Annotated in this window: 20 protein-coding genes; 14 read left to right on the top strand and 6 right to left on the bottom strand. The window is 62.2% G+C overall.

The window, feature by feature from the left end; translation table 11 throughout:
• Nucleotides 1–26: 26 nt before the first annotated feature.
• Nucleotides 27–926: a tetratricopeptide repeat protein gene (locus AXF13_RS03940; protein WP_083521945.1), complete on the top strand. Its 900-nt coding sequence runs from the start codon at nt 27–29 to the stop codon at nt 924–926.
• Nucleotides 923–2,647, top strand: a complete 1,725-nt coding sequence (gene recJ / locus AXF13_RS03935; protein ID WP_062251723.1) for a single-stranded-DNA-specific exonuclease RecJ — start codon at nt 923–925, stop codon at nt 2,645–2,647. Before AXF13_RS03940 ends, recJ begins: the two co-directional genes overlap by 4 nt.
• 345 nt (nt 2,648–2,992) lie before the next feature.
• Here the strand turns inward: recJ and AXF13_RS03930 are convergent, their stop codons facing one another.
• The 6 genes from AXF13_RS03930 to AXF13_RS03905 all read right to left on the bottom strand — a co-directional run bounded on the left by AXF13_RS03930 (nt 2,993) and on the right by AXF13_RS03905 (nt 10,502).
• Nucleotides 2,993–3,883 carry a succinate--CoA ligase subunit alpha gene (locus AXF13_RS03930; protein ID WP_062251722.1) on the bottom strand — a complete coding sequence of 297 codons (891 nt, stop codon included), beginning with the start codon at nt 3,881–3,883 and terminating at the stop codon, nt 2,993–2,995.
• On the bottom strand, nt 3,883–5,004 hold the full coding sequence (locus AXF13_RS03925; RefSeq protein ID WP_062251721.1) for a succinate--CoA ligase subunit beta: 1,122 nt from the start codon (nt 5,002–5,004) through the stop codon (nt 3,883–3,885). The genes AXF13_RS03930 and AXF13_RS03925 overlap by 1 nt, the downstream gene beginning before the upstream one ends.
• Before the next feature lie 42 nt (nt 5,005–5,046).
• The gene (locus AXF13_RS03920) at nt 5,047–6,441 is read right to left on the bottom strand and encodes an aldehyde dehydrogenase family protein (protein WP_062251720.1); all 1,395 of its coding nucleotides are present in this window, start codon (nt 6,439–6,441) and stop codon (nt 5,047–5,049) included.
• Between the two features lie 55 nt (nt 6,442–6,496).
• Complete coding sequence (locus AXF13_RS03915; RefSeq protein WP_062251719.1) at nt 6,497–7,975, bottom strand: SLC13 family permease; 1,479 nt, start codon at nt 7,973–7,975, stop codon at nt 6,497–6,499.
• Between the two features lie 400 nt (nt 7,976–8,375).
• Nucleotides 8,376–9,761: a sigma-54 interaction domain-containing protein gene (locus AXF13_RS03910; protein ID WP_062251718.1), complete on the bottom strand. Its 1,386-nt coding sequence runs from the start codon at nt 9,759–9,761 to the stop codon at nt 8,376–8,378.
• 57 nt (nt 9,762–9,818) lie between these two features.
• Nucleotides 9,819–10,502, bottom strand: coding sequence for a tetratricopeptide repeat protein (locus AXF13_RS03905; RefSeq protein ID WP_062251717.1), 684 nt, complete (start codon nt 10,500–10,502; stop codon nt 9,819–9,821).
• A gap of 191 nt (nt 10,503–10,693) precedes the next feature.
• Between AXF13_RS03905 and AXF13_RS03900 the strand changes: the two genes are divergently transcribed.
• The 12 genes from AXF13_RS03900 (at nt 10,694) to glyA (ending at nt 19,628) form a co-directional block, all read left to right on the top strand.
• Nucleotides 10,694–11,218 carry a hypothetical protein gene (locus AXF13_RS03900; RefSeq protein ID WP_062251716.1) on the top strand — a complete coding sequence of 175 codons (525 nt, stop codon included), beginning with the start codon at nt 10,694–10,696 and terminating at the stop codon, nt 11,216–11,218.
• A 210-nt stretch (nt 11,219–11,428) separates the two neighbouring features.
• On the top strand, nt 11,429–11,749 hold the full coding sequence (locus AXF13_RS03895) for a GIY-YIG nuclease family protein (RefSeq protein ID WP_008684715.1): 321 nt from the start codon (nt 11,429–11,431) through the stop codon (nt 11,747–11,749).
• Nucleotides 11,743–12,375, top strand: a complete 633-nt coding sequence (locus AXF13_RS03890; RefSeq protein ID WP_062251715.1) for a LysE family translocator — start codon at nt 11,743–11,745, stop codon at nt 12,373–12,375. The genes AXF13_RS03895 and AXF13_RS03890 overlap by 7 nt, the downstream gene beginning before the upstream one ends.
• A gap of 72 nt (nt 12,376–12,447) precedes the next feature.
• On the top strand, nt 12,448–13,020 hold the full coding sequence (locus AXF13_RS03885) for a YceD family protein (protein ID WP_062251714.1): 573 nt from the start codon (nt 12,448–12,450) through the stop codon (nt 13,018–13,020).
• Between the two features lie 106 nt (nt 13,021–13,126).
• Nucleotides 13,127–13,309: a 50S ribosomal protein L32 gene (gene rpmF, locus AXF13_RS03880; RefSeq protein WP_062251713.1), complete on the top strand. Its 183-nt coding sequence runs from the start codon at nt 13,127–13,129 to the stop codon at nt 13,307–13,309.
• Nucleotides 13,309–14,343 (top strand): phosphate acyltransferase PlsX, encoded by a 1,035-nt coding sequence (gene plsX / locus AXF13_RS03875; protein ID WP_062251712.1) that lies wholly within the window; start codon nt 13,309–13,311, stop codon nt 14,341–14,343. Before rpmF ends, plsX begins: the two co-directional genes overlap by 1 nt.
• Before the next feature lie 14 nt (nt 14,344–14,357).
• Nucleotides 14,358–15,344: a beta-ketoacyl-ACP synthase III gene (locus AXF13_RS03870; RefSeq protein WP_062251711.1), complete on the top strand. Its 987-nt coding sequence runs from the start codon at nt 14,358–14,360 to the stop codon at nt 15,342–15,344.
• A gap of 225 nt (nt 15,345–15,569) precedes the next feature.
• Nucleotides 15,570–16,340 carry a 3-oxoacyl-[acyl-carrier-protein] reductase gene (gene fabG, locus AXF13_RS03865; RefSeq protein ID WP_062251710.1) on the top strand — a complete coding sequence of 257 codons (771 nt, stop codon included), beginning with the start codon at nt 15,570–15,572 and terminating at the stop codon, nt 16,338–16,340.
• A 90-nt stretch (nt 16,341–16,430) separates the two neighbouring features.
• The gene (acpP, locus tag AXF13_RS03860; RefSeq protein ID WP_008684722.1) at nt 16,431–16,664 is read left to right on the top strand and encodes an acyl carrier protein; all 234 of its coding nucleotides are present in this window, start codon (nt 16,431–16,433) and stop codon (nt 16,662–16,664) included.
• Between the two features lie 202 nt (nt 16,665–16,866).
• The gene (gene fabF / locus AXF13_RS03855) at nt 16,867–18,114 is read left to right on the top strand and encodes a beta-ketoacyl-ACP synthase II (protein ID WP_062251709.1); all 1,248 of its coding nucleotides are present in this window, start codon (nt 16,867–16,869) and stop codon (nt 18,112–18,114) included.
• Between the two features lie 78 nt (nt 18,115–18,192).
• A complete protein-coding gene (locus tag AXF13_RS16450) occupies nt 18,193–18,372 on the top strand; it encodes a hypothetical protein (RefSeq protein ID WP_150116066.1) in 180 nt (59 codons plus the stop codon).
• A 17-nt stretch (nt 18,373–18,389) separates the two neighbouring features.
• A complete protein-coding gene (gene glyA / locus AXF13_RS03850) occupies nt 18,390–19,628 on the top strand; it encodes a serine hydroxymethyltransferase (RefSeq protein WP_009301853.1) in 1,239 nt (412 codons plus the stop codon).
• The last annotated feature ends 87 nt before the right edge of the window (nt 19,629–19,715 follow it).

Raw genomic sequence — 19,715 nt, 5'->3', positions numbered from 1 at the left:
ACCGCGCAGATCCGTAAGGAAACATTATGCCCGAAGAACAAGCCTCCGCCCCTCAAAACCCGGCGCTCAGCGCCCCCCGGCCCGCCGCCTCCAGAGCTGCCGTTGCCGAAACCAACAAGGCCGAGGTGCGCGGGGTGTTTTCCACCCAGGAAATCCGCCGGGTGGGCACAGGCACCACCACCCGCAAAACCGTGCAGAAAACCTTCTGGTTCATTGAGCAGCACGGCGACGTCATCGAATGCCAGCCGCTCAACCCCAACTACGTGCCCAGCGGTCCCAAGCGCAAGATCACCATGGACGAGCTGATCAGCAAGTTCGCGCCGGAACCGGAGTTCTACCTCAATTCCGTCTATCCCAAGATGCAGGAATTGCAGCGTTCCGTGGACAACGGGGACAACCACCGCGAAAAAGGCGAAAATTTCGCCGCCGAATACGAATATTCCCGTGCGCTCAAGGTGGACGAGGAAAATGTGCGGGCCAACTTCGGCATCGGCCTGACCTATATGGAACGCGGCGACGCGGAAAAGGCCCAGGATATTTTCGAGCGCCTGGTCAAGCTGGACGGCGCGTTCGAGCCCGAGCACAAGCATCTTTTCAATGAATTCGGCATTAATCTGCGCAAGAACAAGATGCTGCAACAGTCCGTGGAGTATTACGAGCGCGCCCTGCAACTCTCGCAGAGCGACGAAAATCTGTACATGAACATGGCCCGCGCGCTCCTGGAAACCAAGGATATCAACGGCTGCATCGACAATCTGCTCAAAGCCCTGGAAATCGCTCCCAAACATGAACCTTCGCTGAAATTCCTGGCCTGGATGATTCAAAAAAATCTGGTGCCGGAAGAGCGTCAGGAAGCCGTGCGTGAGGCTTTGCGCGCCGTGGCCCAGGCGGCCCAGGCCGCTCCGGCGCAGGACCAGGCTTCGTGAAAAACTGGCAGTTTCGCGAAGGGCCGTCCGGCACGCCGCCCTCCGGCTGGGCCGAGCAGCTTTCCATTTCGCCGCTCCTGCTGGAAATCCTCTGGAAGCGAGGCCTGACAGAGGCCGAGGCCATGGAGGATTTTCTGTCGGCGCGTCTGAACGCGCTCACGCCGCCCTCCTGCTGGCCCCAGATTCCGCAGGCCGCCGAACTGCTGGCCCAGGAACTGTTGTCCGGCAAAAAGCTGGCTGTCTGGGGCGACTACGACGTGGACGGCATCACGGCCTCCACCCTGACCCTGGATGTCCTGGAAGCCCACGGCATCATGGCCGGGCACCATCTGCCCGACCGCCGCAGCGAGGGTTACGGCCTGAACGTCCCCGAGATCGAAGTCCTGGCCGCGCAAGGCTACGGCATTCTGCTGACCGTGGACTGCGGTATTTCGGACCTGGAAGCCGTGCGCCGCGCGCGGGAGCTGGGCATGACCGTGGTCATTTCCGACCACCACCTGCCCCCGGCGGAACTGCCCCCGGCCCAGGCCATCTGCAACCCCCGCCTGGACGAGGCCGAGGCTTCGCCCTGCCCGCATCTGGCCGGGGTGGGCGTGGCTTTTTATCTCATGGCCGCCGTCAACGCGGCTCTGGCCCCGCATACGGGCAAACGCTACAAAATGGACGAGGCCCTGGATCTGGTGGCTCTGGGCACCCTGGCCGACGTCATGCGCCTGACCGGCGAGAACCGCATTCTGGTACGCGGCGGCCTGGGCAAACTGGCCAAAGCCGCACGCCCCGGCATGGCGGCCCTCAAGGTGGTCAGCGGTTTTGACGCGGCCGCCTCCCTGAGCAGCGGGCAGGTCGTTTTTCGTCTGGCCCCGCGCATCAACGCCGCCGGGCGCATGGGACAGGCGGAGCTGGCCCTGCAGCTGCTGCGCGAAAAGGATTACGCGGCCGCCGCGCGCCTGGCCGCGCAACTGGACGCCCTGAACACCGAACGCCGGGCCGAGGAGGAGCGCATCCACGCCGCGGCCCGCGTCCAGGCCGAGGAGCAGCTTTCGCGCGGACCGCGCGCAAGCCTTGTGCTCTACGGCCAGGACTGGCACCCCGGCATTGTGGGCATTGTGGCTTCGCGCATTGTGGATGAATTTTACCGCCCCACCATCATTCTCTGTGAGGATCAGGGCAACCTCAAGGGCTCGGGCCGCTCGGTGCGCGAATTCGACCTGCATTCGGGCCTCGCGGCCACGGCCCCCTGCCTGCTGGGCTTCGGCGGGCACCGCTTGGCCGCCGGAGTGCGCCTGGAGCCGCAACGCCTGGAAGAATTCCGCGAGCGTTTCGACGCCGTGGCCGCCGAAGCGCTGGGGCCGGAGCCGCTCCGCCCCACCCTGACCCTGGAATGCGAGCTGGATTTCGCCCGTGCCGGTGAACAGTGCTTTTTAAAAGAGCTGGAGCTTCTGCAACCCTTCGGACCGGGCAATGCCGAACCGGTATTCGCCTCGCCGCCCCTGCTGGTCAAGGAACGCTCCTTTCTGGGACACAGCCGCGAGCATGTGCTGCTGCGCGTTCAGGACCAGAAAAGCGGCGTCACCCTGTCGGCCAAAGCCTGGCGCATGGCCGAGGCTCTGCCGCCTTCCCTGGTGGGTCAGACCATCCGCCTGGCCTACACGCCCCGCCTGGATACCTATAACGGCATCGTCTCCGTGGATCTGGGCGTCAAGGACTGGCGGCCCGCGTAACACGGCGGCGGAATGACTCACTGAAAGCTGAACACGGGCAAAGCCCGGCGCTGAATCATATCAACAGCCGCGCAGCAATGTCTTTATTATATAAATACTTCTCTTCAGCCGCTAAAGATCCGTGCGTCCGTGAAACATTTATCGCGATGCATTTACCCTCTGATTCTCCAAATGTGATGTTTTTTCCCCAAAAGAGCACATAATCTCCCATCCGGCCCGCTGGGGCATGCAACGCCATCACCGGCGATAAAGCCGCCGCCGGTGATGGCGTTGCATCCCTGTCGGAAAGGCCGCGCCGCCTTCCGCAAAACATTCAATGCGGAATAACGCGACGCCCCGCTCTGCTTACGTTGCGCAGCCCAACATTTCCCGCAGCAACGGCCCCACTTCGCCGGGCTTTGCGGCCACCCCGGCCCCGGCCCTGAGCAGAGCGGCCGTTTTACCCTTCACTGTGCCGTGCCCGTGGCTGGCAATGGCCCCGGCATGCCCCATGCGCTTGCCCTCGGGCGCGGTGCGCCCGCCCATGAAGACGACCAGGGGTTTGCTGAACACCCCGGCTTCCACGGCCTCGGCCACCTCCTCTTCCATGCTGCCGCCCAGCTCGCCGATGACCACCAGAGCATGCGTGTCCGGATCTTCCTGGTACATGGGCAACAGCTCGGCGAAGCGGGTGCCGGGCACCGGGTCGCCGCCCACGCCCACCAGGGTGGTGACCCCGAAGCCGCCCTTGATGATCTCGGCGGTCACTTCATTGGTCAGGGAACCGCTGCGGGTCATGACCCCCACATGGCCTTTTTTATACACGCTGTCGATCCAGTAGGGGATGATCCCCAGCAGGGCCTCGCCCACGGAAATAATGCCCGTGGTATTGCCCCCCACCACCATGGCCCCGCAGGAAAGGGCCGCTTTGCGGATCTGCACGCTTTCGTGCAGGGGAATGCCGTCGGCCGTGGCGCAGATTTTGCGGATGCCCGCGTCCAGAGCCTCGAAAATGGCGTCCTTGGTGAAACGCGGCGGCACGAAGAGCATGGCCACATCGGCGGGATGCTCCCGCATGCCCCGGCGCACGCTGTGGTATACCGGCACTCCGGCCACATCCTGCCCTTCCTTGCCCGGCGTGACCCCGAAGACCACCTGGGTGCCCATTTCCTTCATGTGCCTGGTCCAGAACGAACCTTCCTTGCCCGTAACGCCCTGGACCGCCACTCGGCTGTCCTTATTGACGAAAATGCTCATTATGCCCTCCCCGCCGCCAGATCCACGGCTTTGCGCACGGCTTCCTCAGTATCGTACAGATTGGCGAGACCGGCCTGTTTCAGGGTTTCAAACGCCTCCGCCTCATTGGTGCCGCGAATGCGCAGCACCACGGGCACCTTGGGATGCAGCTTTTTGATGGCCTCCACCACGCCCTCGGCCATGACGTCGGCCCGCGCGATGGTGCCGAAGGTGACCACCAGAATCACCTTGCTGGGCGTTTCAAGGCAGAGCTCCATGGCCCGCACGGCCCGTGTGTAGTTGGCCCCGCCGAAGTCCACATAAGTGGCCACGCTGCCGCCCGCGTCGTGGATAAGGTCGAAAACCGTGGTTGTCAGGCCGGAACCAGCGCACATCAGCGCAATGTCGCCTTCGAAGCGCAGATAGGGGATACCTTCTTGGGCCGCCTCGAACTCCACGTCCGAATCGAAATAATCGCGGCTCAGGGGATAACGCGGCTGCCGGGACAGGGAATTATCGTCGATGATCAATTTGCCGTCCCCGGCCACGGCCTGTCCGTCCTTGGTGATGAAGAGCGGATTGATTTCGGCCAGTTGGGCGTCACGGGCGCGAAAAACCTTGTACAGACCGCGCGCCGCCGCGCCGACCTGTTTGGCTTCCTCGCCTGAAAGCCCCATGCCGTAGATCAGATTGTTCACATGATAACCGCCGAGCCCCTCGGCCATGTCCACATGCACGCGGACGATCTTTTCCGGCTGCGTGGCGGCAAGGCTTTCGATATCCACGCCGCCCTCGGCGCAGCCCATGAGCAGCGCCGTGCCACTGACCGGGTCCACGGTCATGGACAGGTAAATTTCGCGGGCGATATCCACGGCCTGCTCCACCAGAAGCATGCGCACGTTGTGCCCGGAAGCGAACAGTTCCCCGGCTTCCTTTTTGCCCGTTTCCGCATCACCGGCCACCCTGATCAGCCCGGCCTTGCCGCGCCCGCCCCGTAACACCTGGGATTTGAGCACGCAGGGAAAACCCGTTTCAGCAAAAGCCGCGTCCAGTTCTTCCACGGACCGTACAAGCACTCCCCTGGGCGTGGTTATGCCGCATTCCCGGAAGGCTTCCTTGGCTTGGTATTCAAAAAGATTCATAACCGCTCCTTTTTCAGAAAATCCAATCCGGCATGCTCGGGCTTATTTGCCGTGCTTCTTCCAGAATTCGCCCCACATTTCCTCGTCCATGAATCCCCAGGGAGATACCGGCTCATTGACCCAGGTCACATTGATAAACTGCTTCCAGTGGACGTTTTCCGTGGTGATGTTGCCGCCCCAGGTGCCGCAGCCCAGCGTGGCCGTGGACGGCATGCGGTTGAAGGGATGCCCGCCGTTGCCCGCGCTCATGGGCTGGCGCACGGTCACCCGCGAGGTTTTCATGTGCGTGCCGAGATAGTCGATGTAATCCCGCCTCCAGGTATGAATGCCGCAGGAATGGCCGCGCCCCACCCTGCTGGTCAATTCCGTGAGAATGCGGTAGGCGTCCTGGAAGTCAGCGGCCTTGTAGATGGTGAGCACCGGCGAGATTTTCTCGTCGTGGAACTTGTCGTCGGCAATGGGCTCCCGGCCTTCCACCAGCAGAATATCCGTGCCGTCGGGGATACTGATGCCCGCGCCGTCGGCAATGACCTGGGCGGACTTGGCAATGACGCCCGGGTTGAGGGCCAACTTGCCCTTGGCATTGACCTTCCACATATGGTTCCGGAGTGTTTCCCGGTCCGCGCCGCTCACCAGGTGGCAGCCGTGGGCCGGCATTTCCTCCATGAACCGCTCGTAGACGTCCGCCACGGCAATGACCGCATTTTCGGAGGAGCAGGACGTGGCGTAGTCAAAGAATTTGCTGGCACAGATCATTTCTGCGGCTTCCACAAGATCCGCGTCCTCGGCCACAATGGCCACCGCGTTGCCCTGGCCCACGCCGTAAGCCGGGGTGCCGCTGGAATAAGCCGCCCGCACCACGGCCCCGCTGCCTGTGGCCACCACCAGATCCGAGACTTTCATCAGTTCCGCGATGCCGTCGCGGCCGGAATCCTCCAGAATCTGGATCAGATCCTCGGGAGCGCCCACTTTTTTGAGGCCTTTGCGCATCATCCTGACTGTTTCCGCCGTGCATTGGAACGCGCGGGAACTGGCCTTGAAGATGACCGCGTTGCGCCCCTTGAGGATGCCCACGGCCTTGCCGCCGCAGGTGGCCGTGGGGTTGGTGGCCGGCAGAATGGCGCAGACCACGCCCACGGGCTTGGCGTATTTCGAGATGCCGCTGGCTTCGTCCCGCTCCATAAGCCCCACGCTCACCGCGCCTTTGATGTCGTGCATGACGCCGCCGACCTTGCGCTTGTGCTTGAGGATCTTGCTTTCCACGTTGCCGAAGCCGGTTTCTTCCACCGCCATGCGGGCCAGTCTGGCGATGTTCTCGTCACGGTACGCTTCCCAGCCGACGGCCAGGCAGACCTCGTCGATCTGCTCCTGCGTATATTCGGCCACGGCCTCCTGAGCCCTGCGGGCCAGTTCCATCTGCTCTGCGACTGTCTTCATGCGATCCTCCCGGGTAAAAGATTTATTGGGGCGGCAATTCACGGAACTGCCGGGCTTACCAGATGTTCATACCGGCCAAACTCCCGAATACGGCCACCGAGAAGGTCACGCACAAGATGGCGATGACGGTCATGACGACGCCGCATTTGGCATATTCCGCTATCTTGAAATAGCCTGCGGAATAGGGAATCACGTTGGTCGGGGAAGAGGTGACCATAATGAATGCCATACTCTGGGCGATGCCTGCCGGACCGGCCAGCACCCACGGGTTCATGCCGATGTCCATGCCCAGGGAAATAATCAGCGGCATGACCACGGCTCCGGTGACGCTGTTGCTGGAAAAGAAGATCTTGAGTCCTTCCACCAGGGCGATGACGGCGAGCACCCGCAGCACCGGATGGAAGCCGCCCACATCGGAAAGCAGGCCCCAGGCCACCCAGCGGGCCGCGCCCGTGCTGGCCAGAAGCATGCCCGCCGAAATGCCGCCGGCGATGAGCACCAACCCGCCCCAGTCAATGGAGTTGGAGGCTTCTTTCCAGTTGTCGAAGACCCTGAGGCCGGGCAGAAACAGCAGCACAAAGCCCAACAGGGCCACAAAGGCTTCCGGCAGCTTGAAGCCGAGCAGCGGCGTCAGGTATGAACCGAACAGCCACAGGACAACCATGGTGCAGAAGACGACCAGCGTGCGGATTTCCTTGCCGCCCAGGCCGCCGAGCCCTTGAAGTTCGCTACGGATACTGTCGAGACTGGTGGGGATTTCACGGAATTCGGGCGGGAAAAACTTCATCAGGCAGAACCAGCCCAACGGCACCATGAGCATGGCGCCGGGCACGCCCACGATCATCCACTGGGCAAAGGTCACGTCCAGGTGGGCGATGTCCCGCACATACTGCATGGCGATCACATTAGGCCCGCAGCCCGCGGGCGTGGCCGTGCCGCCGATCAGCGCGCCGTAGACAATGCCGATCATCAGCGCGCGCCCGAAATTGCTCTCCAGCGGCTTGCAGCCGCTGTTCTTTAGGATGCTCACGCCCAGAGGCAGCAGCATGGCCGCCACCGCCATATCCGTCACCCACATGGAAAGCAGCGCGCCTATGGCAATAAAGGCCAGAACGATATGGTCCGTACGCCGGCCCACTTTGGTCAACATCCAGAGCATGAAGCGGCGCGCCAGTCCCGAAGAGGTCATGGCGGCGGACAGGCCCATGGCCCCCATCAGGAAGAGCAGCACATTGTTGCCGAAGCCGAGCTTGACCAGATTTTTAAAATTCTCCACACCCAGAATGTGCAGAAAAACGAGAAGACAGAGCGAGGTGGCCGGAAAGGGAATGGCCTCCGTCATCCATAGAATCACCGCGAAACAGAGCACCGCCATGACGATCTTGCCGTCGGCCGTGAGGGAAATCGCTTCCGTGCCCTTGTAAAACGGCTCCGGCGTCGGCAGCGCGATGATCACCGCCATGACCGCCAGAGCCAGAAAGAAAATTGCGGCATTCCTTTTATTGTCTCCCAATGCGCTGTTCAGCCTTGCCATATCTCACCTCTCAAAGTTAGGGGCACTGCAGTACGCTCCAAGCCCTTACGCCTTTCAATTGTGATTTTTATAGCAATGCATGTACCAAAGCATATTTGATGCCGTTTTTGATAAATAATAATGTAAAATTAAATTGTTATAATACTATTCAATAAATAATTTTTATACATAATCGTGTATATATGTCTATTTTTTGAGACTATTGTACAAATCATGTCTAAAAAGTTAGACATACAACGTATAAAAATCACAAATAAAGGAAGAAACACACTGTGTGACCGGCTGACGCGGACAGTCGGGGAAAAATGCGGAAAGGAAGAAGAGGAAGTGCGGGAAACAGCAACGCCCCGCCGCCGGGAAAAGCCGGGACGGGGCGCGGGGGCAGGAAAGAGAGGAATTGTTACACGTCGGTGTAGTTGCGCCGGATGCCGAAACGGCGCATCTTGACGTAAATTCCCGCGCGCGAAAGGCCCAGGACGCGGGCGGTTTTGGCCACGTTCCAGCCCTGTTCGCGCAGGGTCAGCAGAAGAGCCTGGGCCTCGCTGTCCCGCGCGACGGCGCGCAGTCTGCCCTTGTTGTCGACATTCACAAGGGAAAGGGCGTGGTTGCGCAGTTCGGGCGGCAGATCGCCCGGCAAGATACGGCCGTCGCGGCAGAGGCTCAGGGCATGGCCCACGGCGTTGCGCAGTTCGCGGATATTGCCGGGCCAGGGATATTCCATCAGCACGTTCATGGCTTCTTCCGCGCAGGCGGTTTCGCCCGCGCCCATATGGTCAAGAAAGAAACGCACCAGCAGAGGAATGTCCTCGCGGCGCTCGTGCAAGGCGGGCAGGCGCAGCTTCATGGAATTGATACGGTAATACAGATCCTCGCGGAAGGTTCCCGCCGCGATCATGGCCTTCAAATCGCGATTGGTGGCCGCCACCAGGCGAAAATTCACATCCCTGGGCTGGGAGGACCCCAGGCGGAACAGACGCTTTTCCTCAAGAACGCGCAACAGCTTGGCCTGGGCCTGCAAGGGGAGATCGCCCACCTCGTCAAGGAAAAGCGTGCCCTGGTGGGCTACTTCAATCTTGCCGACGCTCCCTTCCTTGCGCGCGCCCGAAAACGCGCCCGGCGCGTAGCCGAAGACCTCGGATTCAAAGAGGTCCTTGGGTATCGCCGCGCAGTTGATGCTTACGAACGGGCCCTCGGTGCGGGAACTGGCGGCATGGATCGCGCCCGCGGCCAACTCCTTGCCGCTTCCCGTGGCGCCGAGAATGAGCACTGCCGCGTCCGTGCGGGCATAACGCAATAAAAGGGATTTGAAGGCTGTGATGCTTTCGCTTTTTCCGACAATGGATTCAACCGTGTAGGGCGAAGACAGGGCGCTTTTGATCCGCCGCTGGCAGGAACTGACCTTTTTGTCCAGGCACCGCACGTGCTCCAGAAGGTCCCTGACCTGGTCCGCCGTATCGAACAGGGTCATGCTCAAGGCCCCGATCAGTTCGCCGTCATCGCCAAAGAGCGGCACGCGATTGACTATCAGCGTCGCGCCGCCGTTGGGAAAACGCCGTATCTGACGCAACTCGGCCTTGCGCGAACGCAGCACCGCCGGGATGCCCGAAGTGGGGATCAGTTCGGTAATATGGCGGCCGATGGCCTCTTCCGGGCGCAAACCCAGGTATTTGGCATACGCGGCATTGATGAACCGCACCACGCCTTCCCTGTCGCAAATGAACGCGCCCGTGGGAAGGTTGCGCATGGCCGCCGCGATAAGGATATCCTGTAATTTCCGCTTGTGCATAGCGCACGTTATGCTTGTATCCGGCCACGTTTGTGGCCGGATACAAGCATAAGAGCGTTACGGCATGGGATATTCGCGCACCCGGTTGAACACATTTCCGTCCTTGGCAAGGCCCTGCGCGGCGGCCCTGTTGTACCAGAGCGCGGCTTCCGCCGGGTTGGCGGGCACGCCGATGCCGTATTCATAGCAGGCGCCCACGAAACGCTCGGCCTGGGCATACCCCTGGTCGGCGGCCAGCTTGGCCCAGCGGAAACTTTCCTTCTGGTCCTTGGCGGTCTGATACATGCCCTGGCTGTAATAGAGGGCCAGATTGAACTGGGCCTCGGCATTGCCCGAATTGGCCGCGCGGGTCATCAGGGTCACCACGGCCCTGGGATCCTTGGGCACCCCGGCGCCCACTTCATAACAATAGGCCAGCAGCACCTGGGCTTCGCTGTAGTTCTGCTCGGCGGCCAGCTGATACCATTGGGCGGCCACGGCCAGGTCCTGCGGCACGCCCAGGCCGTTTTCGTAGCAGCGGCCCAGCATCACCTGGGCACGGGGATTGCCGTCCCCGGCCAAGGGCTGAATCAGACGCAGGGTCTTTTTGTACTCACCGATATTGTAGGCCGTCCAAGCCTCCTGCAGAATTTTGTCCGTTGCCGCTGAAGTGGCGGCGGGCGCGGCCTGGACCAGGCTCGTCGCGCCGCAGGCGAAACTCAATACAGCGGCCAGCAGGGCCGCCAGACAATATTTTTTCATGATTTTCTCCTTCACGCTTCCAGCCCCGGCGGGCCGGTTTTTATGGGGAATGACGATACAGCCGAGCCCTGCCAAAGGCAAGCCGCACTTGACGCTGGCCCCAGCACAAGGCACAACCGGAACATGAACGACGTTTTTTCATTTTTCAGCGGCCAGGCGCCCTGCCGCCCGTACCGCCCAGGAGGAGAGGCATGACCCCTTCCCCCAGCAATCCGCATGAACAGCACAACGGCGCCAACCTGCCGGAGCGAATTTCCGGCGCGTCCGGGACATCCGGAAACAATGAGCAGCGCCGGGTTCTGGACGCCGAAGTACTGGAGCCGGGACAGGAACATGACCGCCGCAACGGCCATGCCGGCGCATTCGGCGATCAGGACCGACACAGCGGGCGCGGTTTCGGCGGCGCGGAATTCCGGCGCGGCTTCGGCCCCGGCGGCCTGCGCTTCGGCCATATCTGGACCAGCGGGCGCATGGAGCAGAACGCCTGCCTCGCGCCCTGCATCACGTTTGCCCTTTTTCTGGTCTGTCTGGCCCAGTTCGGCCTGCTGGCGGGCATCGGCTTTGTGTTTTTTCACATTGTGGGCAGCGTGGCGGGCAGCATGCGCGACATGCGCCTGCTGATGCAGGGCCGCGAACCCAACCCCTGGCCCTGGCGCATCGGCAACTGGCTGGTCTGTTTTCTGCTGACCGCCTGGCTTGCCGGAGGCTTTGACTAGGGCCTGTTTCTAAATTGTCCTTTCGCCCTCTGCCTGCGTCAGGATCGTCCCGTGCGAAGGTCGGGTTTGCATATACTCCCGCCGCTCGGGACTCGTCTTCCCTGGCAGAGAACGAAAATCCTAATGAAAACAGTCCCCAGCGTATTTGAATGTTGAAATACTCTGGCATAAACAAGCGCGCCGGTTTTCCCGGCCTATGTCCGGATCCGCATGACACAAGACATACGCGTTTCGGCGCGTCCCGCCCGCACCGGCGGGGCCGCGACCCACTGGCACGTCTATCTGCTGGAATGCGCCGACGGCACCCTGTACTGCGGCGTCACCACGGATCTCGCGCGGCGGCTGGCCCAGCACAACGGGCTTGCGCCCGGCGGGGCACGCTACACCAGCGGACGACGGCCCGTGCGCCTGCTGGCGAGCCGCGTCTGTGCCCACAAGAGCGCGGCCTTGCGGTTGGAATGCGCGGTCAAGGCCCGGCCCCGCGCTGAAAAAATCCTTTTTCTGCAACAGGGAGTCGTTGCGCCGTGTTGAGCCCCGAGGTTTTGCTGACCTTTTTCGCAGCCTCCCTTCTGCTGGGCATCGCGCCCGGCCCGGACAATATTTTCGTGCTCACCCAGTCCGCCGTTTACGGCGTGCGCGCGGGTCTGGTAACCACTCTGGGCCTGGTGACCGGCCTGTGCGTGCATACCACGGCGGTGGCCCTGGGCGTGGCGGCCATCTTTCAGACCTCGCCCCTGGCCTTCACCATTCTGAAATGCGCGGGCGCGGCCTATCTGCTGTATCTGGCCTGGATGTCCTTCCGGGCAGGGGCCTTGCTGGCCCATACCCCGGGCGGAGGGGCCGCCTTTCCCGGTTATGCCGCCCTGTATCGGCGCGGCATCGTGATGAATGTGACCAATCCCAAGGTCACCCTCTTTTTCCTGGCTTTTCTGCCCCAGTTCTGCAATCCGGTACTGGGCGGGGTGGTCGTGCAGGTGCTGACGCTGGGCACATTGTTCATGCTGGCTACCGTTCTGGTCTTTTTCTCCGTGGCCGTATTGGGCGGCCGCCTGGCCCTCTGGTTCAATCGCTCCCAGCGCGGCCAGATTCTGGTCCACAGGGCCGCCGGGCTGGTTTTCGCCGGGCTCGCCGTGGTCCTCCTCTTCACCGGGCCCTGAACGCCCGATCCGCCCGCCCTCCCTTGACAGGGCCGGACGCGGCGGGTATGAACACCCTCTTTCGAGGTTATCATGCAGAAATATCGTATATCCATCAATGACCTGCCGCCGGACGGCAAGGAATTCGACCTGGACGACCCGGCCATCTGGCAGACGCCTATGCGGGAATTCGGCATGGACTGCCGGATAAGCGGGCCCCTCAACGCGCATATCAGCGTGCTGCCCACCGAGGGCGGCTGCCTGGTGCGCGGCGAACTGCACGGTCAGGTCGTGCTGCCCTGCAACCGTTGCGCTGAAGATACCGTGGTCGACATCCGGACCGACTTTGAAGACTTCGAAGAACTGCCGGGCGAGGACGATGTTGATGCCGTCCAGAATGCGAGCGGCGGCAACGGCGCGGCTGACGCCGAGGCAACGGAAAGCCGCATCGTCTATGAGCGCACCATGCCCATGCTGGATCTGGCCGCTGTCTGCTGGGAGGAGTTCGTGCTGGCTCTGCCGGTCAATCCGCTCTGCAAGACGGATTGCAAGGGGCTCTGCCCCCAGTGCGGGACCAACCTGAACAACGGAACATGCGGCTGCATCCCGGATGAAGGCGATCCCCGGCTGGCGGTTTTGCGCGGCCTCACCCTGCATAAAACCTAGACATTTGCAAAAAATTCGGCTATGTCGTTTTGTCTTGCGGTTGGGTATTATCCTTAACCGCGTTATTTCGTTCAAGCATTCCGGCCTGCCGGAAAAGGAGAATACCATGGCTGTTCAGCAGAATAAGAAATCCCGTTCCCGCAAGGGCATGCGCCGTTCCCATGACCGCGTGGCCACTCCCGCCGTCATCTACTGCTCCTGCGGCGAACCCACCGTGCCCCACAGCGTCTGCCCCAATTGCGGCGCGTACAAGGGCCGCCAGGTGATCGCCAAAACCGAAGCCGAATAATGAACGAGCGCCCCATCATCGCCGTGGACGCCATGGGTGGGGACTTCGGCCCCTCCGTGGTGGTGCCGGGCGCCATTGAGGCCGCCCGTCTCCACGATCTGCACGTGCAGCTTGTGGGCGACACCCCCAAGCTGGAGGCCGAGCTGGCAAAGATCGACCTCGCCAACGTGCATTTCGATATTGTCCAGGCCGATGATGTGGTGCACATGAACGAAAAGCCTTCGGACATCCTGCGCCGCAAGAAAAACGCCTCCATCCAGGTGGCCTGCCGCCTGGTCAAGGAAGGCGCGGCCGACGGCGTGGTCAGCGCCGGGCACTCCGGGGCCACGGTGGCCTGCGGCATGTTCATCATGGGCCGCCTGCCCGGCGTGGAGCGTCCGGCCCTGGCCGCCTTGCTGCCCACGGAAAAAAATCCCGTGGTGGTGCTGGACGCCGGAGCCAATGTGGACTGCCGCCCGTACCACCTCTTCCAGTTCGGGCTCATGGGCGACGCCTTTGCCCGCGACCTGCTCAGCTATGCCGCGCCGCGCGTGAGCCTGCTGAGCATCGGCGAGGAGGAAGGCAAGGGCAACTGCCAGGTCAAGGAGGCCTATGAACTGCTGAAGATGGCCCAGAACATCAACTTCATCGGCAATGCCGAGGGCCGCGATATTTTCACCGGCGATATTGATGTGGTCATCTGCGACGGCTTTGTGGGCAATGTGGTGGTCAAGATGAGCGAAGGCCTGGCCGCCTCCCTGATCCGCATGCTCAAACGCGTCTTTACCTCGGGCCTTCTGCCCGCTCTGGGCGGCATGCTGGCCAAGGGCGCGTTCAAGCACTTCGCCCGCACCATCGACTATGCCGAATACGGCGGCGCGCCGCTGCTCGGCCTGCATGGTCTGGCCATTGTCTGCCATGGCCGTTCCAGCGCCCGTGCCATGAGCAACGCCATCAAGATGAGCGGCACGTTCGTGCGCAAGGGCACCAATGACCGCCTTGCCGAAACCATCCTGGCCAACGAAGAGCTGACCCGTTTCTCCCGCGCCATCTAACTGACGGACACGCCATGACTGCAACCTGCCATCTGCACGCGCTGAGCGCCAACGCGCCGGACACGGTGCTGACCAATGACGATCTGGCAAAACTGGTGGACACCAACGACGAATGGATCGTGGCGCGCACCGGCATCAAACAGCGCCGCAAGCTGGCGGATACGGACAACGCCTCGGATCTCGGCCTGGTCGCCGCCCGCCGCGCCCTGGAAGATGCGGGCATCAACGCGGGCGACCTGACCCACATCGTCGCGGCCACCTGCACGCCGGACCTGCTTTCCCCTTCCGTGGCCTGCATTCTGGCCGGGAAGCTGGGCGCGGGCCCGGTCATGGCCTTTGATTTCAGCGCCGCCTGCTCGGGTTTTCTGTACGGTCTTTCCATCTGCCGGGCCATGCTCTGCCAGGCCCCGGAGGCGCGCATCCTTTTCGTCTGCACCGAAGCCCTGACCCGCCGCGTCAACTGGAGCGACCGCTCCACCTGCGTGCTGTTCGGCGACGCGGCCACGGCCTGCGTGCTCACGGCCTCGGCGGACAAAGCCCTGGCCGGAGTGGAAGACGTCATCTGCCAGAGCGACGGCAACCAGCGAGACCTGATCACCGTGGGCGGCGGCACGGCCTGCCGCTACGGCCTGGGCCAGCCCACCGACGAAAACTTTTTCATCACCATGCAGGGCCGTGAGACCTACAAGCACGCCGTGCGCCAGATGGTGCGCATCTGCGAGCAGATTCTCGCCCGCAACGGTCTTTCCATTGAGGATGTGGACCTTTTTGTGCCGCATCAGGCCAATATGCGGATCATTGAAGCCGTGGGCAGCCGCCTGAACATTGCCGAGGACCGCGTGTTCACCAATGTGGAGAGGTACGGCAATACCTCGTCGGCCTCCATCCCGCTGGCGCTGGCTGAAGCTCGTGCCGCCGGGCGCATAGCGCCGGGCAGCCGCGTGCTGATGACGGCTTTCGGCGCCGGGCTCACGTGGGGGGCGGCCCTGTTGAGCTTTTAAGGAAGCGCCGGTTGATGGTCTTTCTGCCCATTGCCTGCGGCAGGCTCGCTCCGTGCGAAATTCATACCGCCCGGCGTTCGCCTTCCCGGCAAAGGACAAAAATTCTGATAATCACCGCATCCCGTGTCGGGCCACGCCACTGACCGGCGCACGCGCGCATTGAAATTCCCCCGTGTCTGAGCTATAAACAGCATTCCACGTTCCCACAGCAAAGGCAGAACCAGCATGAGCACAGCGCAGTCCACGCCTTCCGCCGCAGAGACGCTCCCCACGGCCCTGGTGACCGGCGGTTCGCGCGGCATCGGCCGGGCCATCGCCCAGACCCTTGCCCGCGACGGCTTTCAGGTTTTTCTCACCTATGTGAGCCGCCCCGAAGAGGCGGAACAGGCCGTGGCCGAAATCACGGCGGCCGGAGGCCGGGCCCGTGCCTTCGCCCTCAATGTGGGCGACAGCGCGGCCGTGGCGGATTTTTTCGCCGCGGAAATCAAGGACAAGGTGGACTTGGCCGTGCTGGTCAACAATGCAGGCATCACCAAGGACGGATTTCTGGTGCGCATGAAGGACGAGGATTTCGACAAGGTCCTGGCCGTCAATCTGCGCGGAGCCTTTGTCTGCACTCGTGAAGCCGCCAAGATCATGAGTAAAAACCGCAAAGGGCGGATCATCAATATTTCTTCGGTGGTGGGCCAGATGGGCAATGCCGGACAGATCAATTATGCCTCGGCCAAGGCCGGTCTGCTGGGCCTCACCAAATCCTGCGCCAAGGAGCTGGCCTCCCGCCAGATCACGGTCAATGCCGTGGCTCCGGGCTTCATTGAAACCGATATGACGGCGGCCCTGAACGACGACGTGCGCGCGAGCTATGTGGAATCCATTCCCCTGAAGCGCATGGGCGTGGCCCAGGATGTGGCCGAGGCTGCGGCTTTTCTGGCTTCGGACAAAGCCGGATACATCACCGGACAGGTGCTGGCCGTCAACGGCGGCATGTACTGCTGAGACGGCGCGCCCAACCCTGCGGCAACGCGCCCGGAGCGCCTGCGCGCCACCGGGGCATATGATAAGAGTCAATATTACCTGGAGGATACCATGTCTGATGTCGCGGAAAAAGTAACAAAAATCATTGTGGACCAACTGGGCGTGAGCGCCGATGAAGTGAAGCCTGAAGCCTCCTTTGTGGAAGACCTCGGCGCTGATTCCCTGGACCTGACCGAACTGATCATGGCCATGGAAGAAGAGTTCGACATCGAAATCGCCGATGACGACGCCCAGAAAATTCTCAAGGTCCAGGACGCCATTTCCTATATTGAAAACAAAAAATAGTACGGCCCGGCGGCGGTTCCTTTGTCATAAAGGGCCGCAGCCGGAACGGGGCATGTCCGTTCCGCATCCGGCGGCCTAGCGTTTCCGGCGGATGCGCGACAGGCGCGGACGCGGTTTCGCGCCGTTGCGTAACGGCACATGTCTTGGCCGGTAGTCATCCGCAGAGCGGGGGGAATCGGCCCCCCGCCCAAAAGGAGTCCGCATGACCCGTCCCCGCGTAGTGATCACCGGCGTAGCCGGCGTTACGCCTCTCGCCAACGACATTGAAACCACCTGGAAACGCCTGCTTGCCGGCGAGTCGGGCATCGCGCCCATCACGCTGTTTGACGCTTCGGCCTACGATTCACGCATCGCCGGCGAAGTGAAAAACTTCGTGCCCGAGAACTATATGCCTCCCAAACAGGTGCGGCGCATGGACCGCTTCACCCAGTTTGCCGTGGCCTCGGCCAAGATGCTGTTGCAGGACGCCGGCTTTGAAGTCACCGAGGCCAATGCCTACGATGTGGCCGTGATCCTCGGCGTCGGCCTTGGTGGCCTGCACACCTTGGAGACGTACCACACCAAGCTGCTGGAAGCCGGGCCCAACAAAATTTCGCCCTTTATGATTCCCATGCTGATTTCCAATATGGGACCGGGGCAGATCTCCATTTTCACCGGGGCCAAAGGCCCCAACATCGTCACCACCACAGCCTGCGCCTCGGCCATCCACGCTGTGGGCACGGCCTACAGCGAAATTCTGCTGGGACGGGCCACCACCGCCATTTCCGGCGGCGTGGAAGCCACGGTGACGCCTCTGGGGGTGGCCGGTTTTACGGCCCTCAAAGCCCTGTCCACCCATTACAACGACGACCCCACGCACGCTTCCCGCCCCTTTGACGGCAAGCGCGACGGTTTTGTGATCGGCGAGGGCGCGGGCCTCCTGCTGCTGGAAAGTCTTGAATCCGCCCGGGCGCGCGGCGCGAAGATTTACGCGGAAGTGGCCGGTTACGGCGCTTCCGGCGACGCCTATCACATGACGGCCCCCTGCGACACCGGCGAGGGCATGGCCCGCGCCATGCAGAACGCCCTGCGCGAGGCGGGCATCGCGCCCGAGGCCGTGGGTCACATCAACGCCCATGCCACCTCCACCCAGCTCAACGACAGCACGGAAACCAAGGCCATCAAGCTGGTCTTCGGCGAGCACGCCGGGAAGATCAAAATCTCCGCCACCAAGTCCATGACCGGCCACCTGCTGGGCGCGGCGGGCGGCATTGAGACGGTCTTCACGGCCTTGGCCCTGCGAGAAGAAATGCTGCCCGGCACCATCAACCTGGAAAATCCCGACCCTGAGTGCGATCTGGATTATCTGGCGGACGGCTCGCGGCACGTTGCCTGTGAATACGCAATGTGCAATTCCTTCGGCTTCGGCGGCACCAATGCGAGCCTGATTCTGAAAAAGTGGACCGAGTAAGCGCTACTAAACGCCGCGCTTCACCAGCCTAGGGTTTTAGCGAAAAGACAAATTTTTTCGCTGACGATCCTGCAAAATATGTTGCGAACAACACTGCCCGCCGCCGTGGCGGGCAGCATTCTTACAGATATGCGCGGTAAAATTTTTCAGTTTACCGCGAAATCGGCGGCGCAAACGCGGTTGCGCCTTGCCTCCGCCGCCCGCGGCGGCGCATCGGTCTCACGACCGGTGTTTACTGATTTCCGCGGAAATCCGTAAGCAAAGGACAAGCGTTCATGGACGAAATTCTGCTTCAAGATCCGGAGCTGGCCCGGGCCATCATTCTGGAATCCGACCGGCAGGTGAGCAAACTGGAACTGATCGCCTCTGAGAACTTTGTTTCGCCCGCCGTGCGCGAAGCCCAGGGCAGCGTGCTGACCCACAAATATGCCGAAGGCTATCCCGGCAAGCGCTATTACGGCGGCTGCGAATACGTGGACATCGCCGAAACCCTGGCCCAGGACCGGGCCAAGCAGCTCTTCGGTTGCGGCTACGTCAACGTGCAGCCCCATTCCGGTTCCCAGGCCAATATGGCCGCCTATTTCGCCTGCCTCAAGCCCGGCGACGTGATCCTGGGCATGAATCTCTCCCACGGCGGGCATCTGACCCACGGCAGCCCGGTGAACTTCTCAGGTCGCCTGTTCAAGGTCGTTTCCTACGGCGTGCGCAAGGAAACAGGCCGCATCGATTATGACGAAGTGGCCGCTCTGGCCCGCGAGCACAAGCCCGCCGTAATCATGGCCGGGGCCAGCGCCTATCCGCGCCGCATCGACTTTGCCCGCTTCCGGGCCATCGCCGACGAGGTGGGGGCCAAACTGATGGTGGACATGGCCCATATCGCGGGCCTGGTGGCCGTGGGTCTGCACGAGAGCCCCATTCCCCACGCCCATATCACCACCACCACCACGCACAAAACCCTGCGCGGCCCGCGCGGCGGCATGATCCTCTCCAGCGAGGACAACGCCAAGACCCTGAACAGCCAGATTTTCCCCGGCATCCAGGGCGGCCCGCTGATGCACGTCATCGCGGCCAAGGCCGTGGCCTTCGGCGAAGCCCTGCGCCCGGCCTTCGCGGCCTATCAGCAGCGGGTGCTCGACAATACCGCCGCTCTGGCCCAATCCATGATGGACGCCGGTTTCGAACTCGTCTCCGGCGGCACGGACAACCACCTCATGCTGGTGGACCTGACCAACAAGGATATCACCGGCAAGGACGCCGAACAGGCCCTGGACCAAGCCGGAATCACGGTGAACAAGAACACCGTGCCCTTTGAAACCCGCTCGCCCTTTGTGACCTCGGGCATCCGCCTGGGCACGGCGGCCCTGACTACGCGCGGCCTGCAACAGGAAGATATGCGCACGGTGGGCGGTTTCATCGTGGAGGCTTTGGAAAAACGCCAGGATGCCCAGGAGCTGACCCGCATTCGCAAGAATGTGGAGGACTTCGCCCGCCAGTTCCCGCTGTTCACCTGGTAGCCCGCGTCCTTTCGTTTTTTGGGGAGGGGCTCCCTCCCCCAATTTTTATGATTCATCAGGATAGAGCAATGCACGATTAAAAAGCGT

This window comes from Desulfovibrio fairfieldensis, from assembly GCF_001553605.1.
In the GTDB taxonomy this organism is placed as follows: Bacteria; Desulfobacterota; Desulfovibrionia; order Desulfovibrionales; family Desulfovibrionaceae; genus Desulfovibrio; species Desulfovibrio fairfieldensis.
Note: the sequence above shows the minus strand (reverse complement) of the source record. Positions and strands in the feature narration are given on the sequence as shown.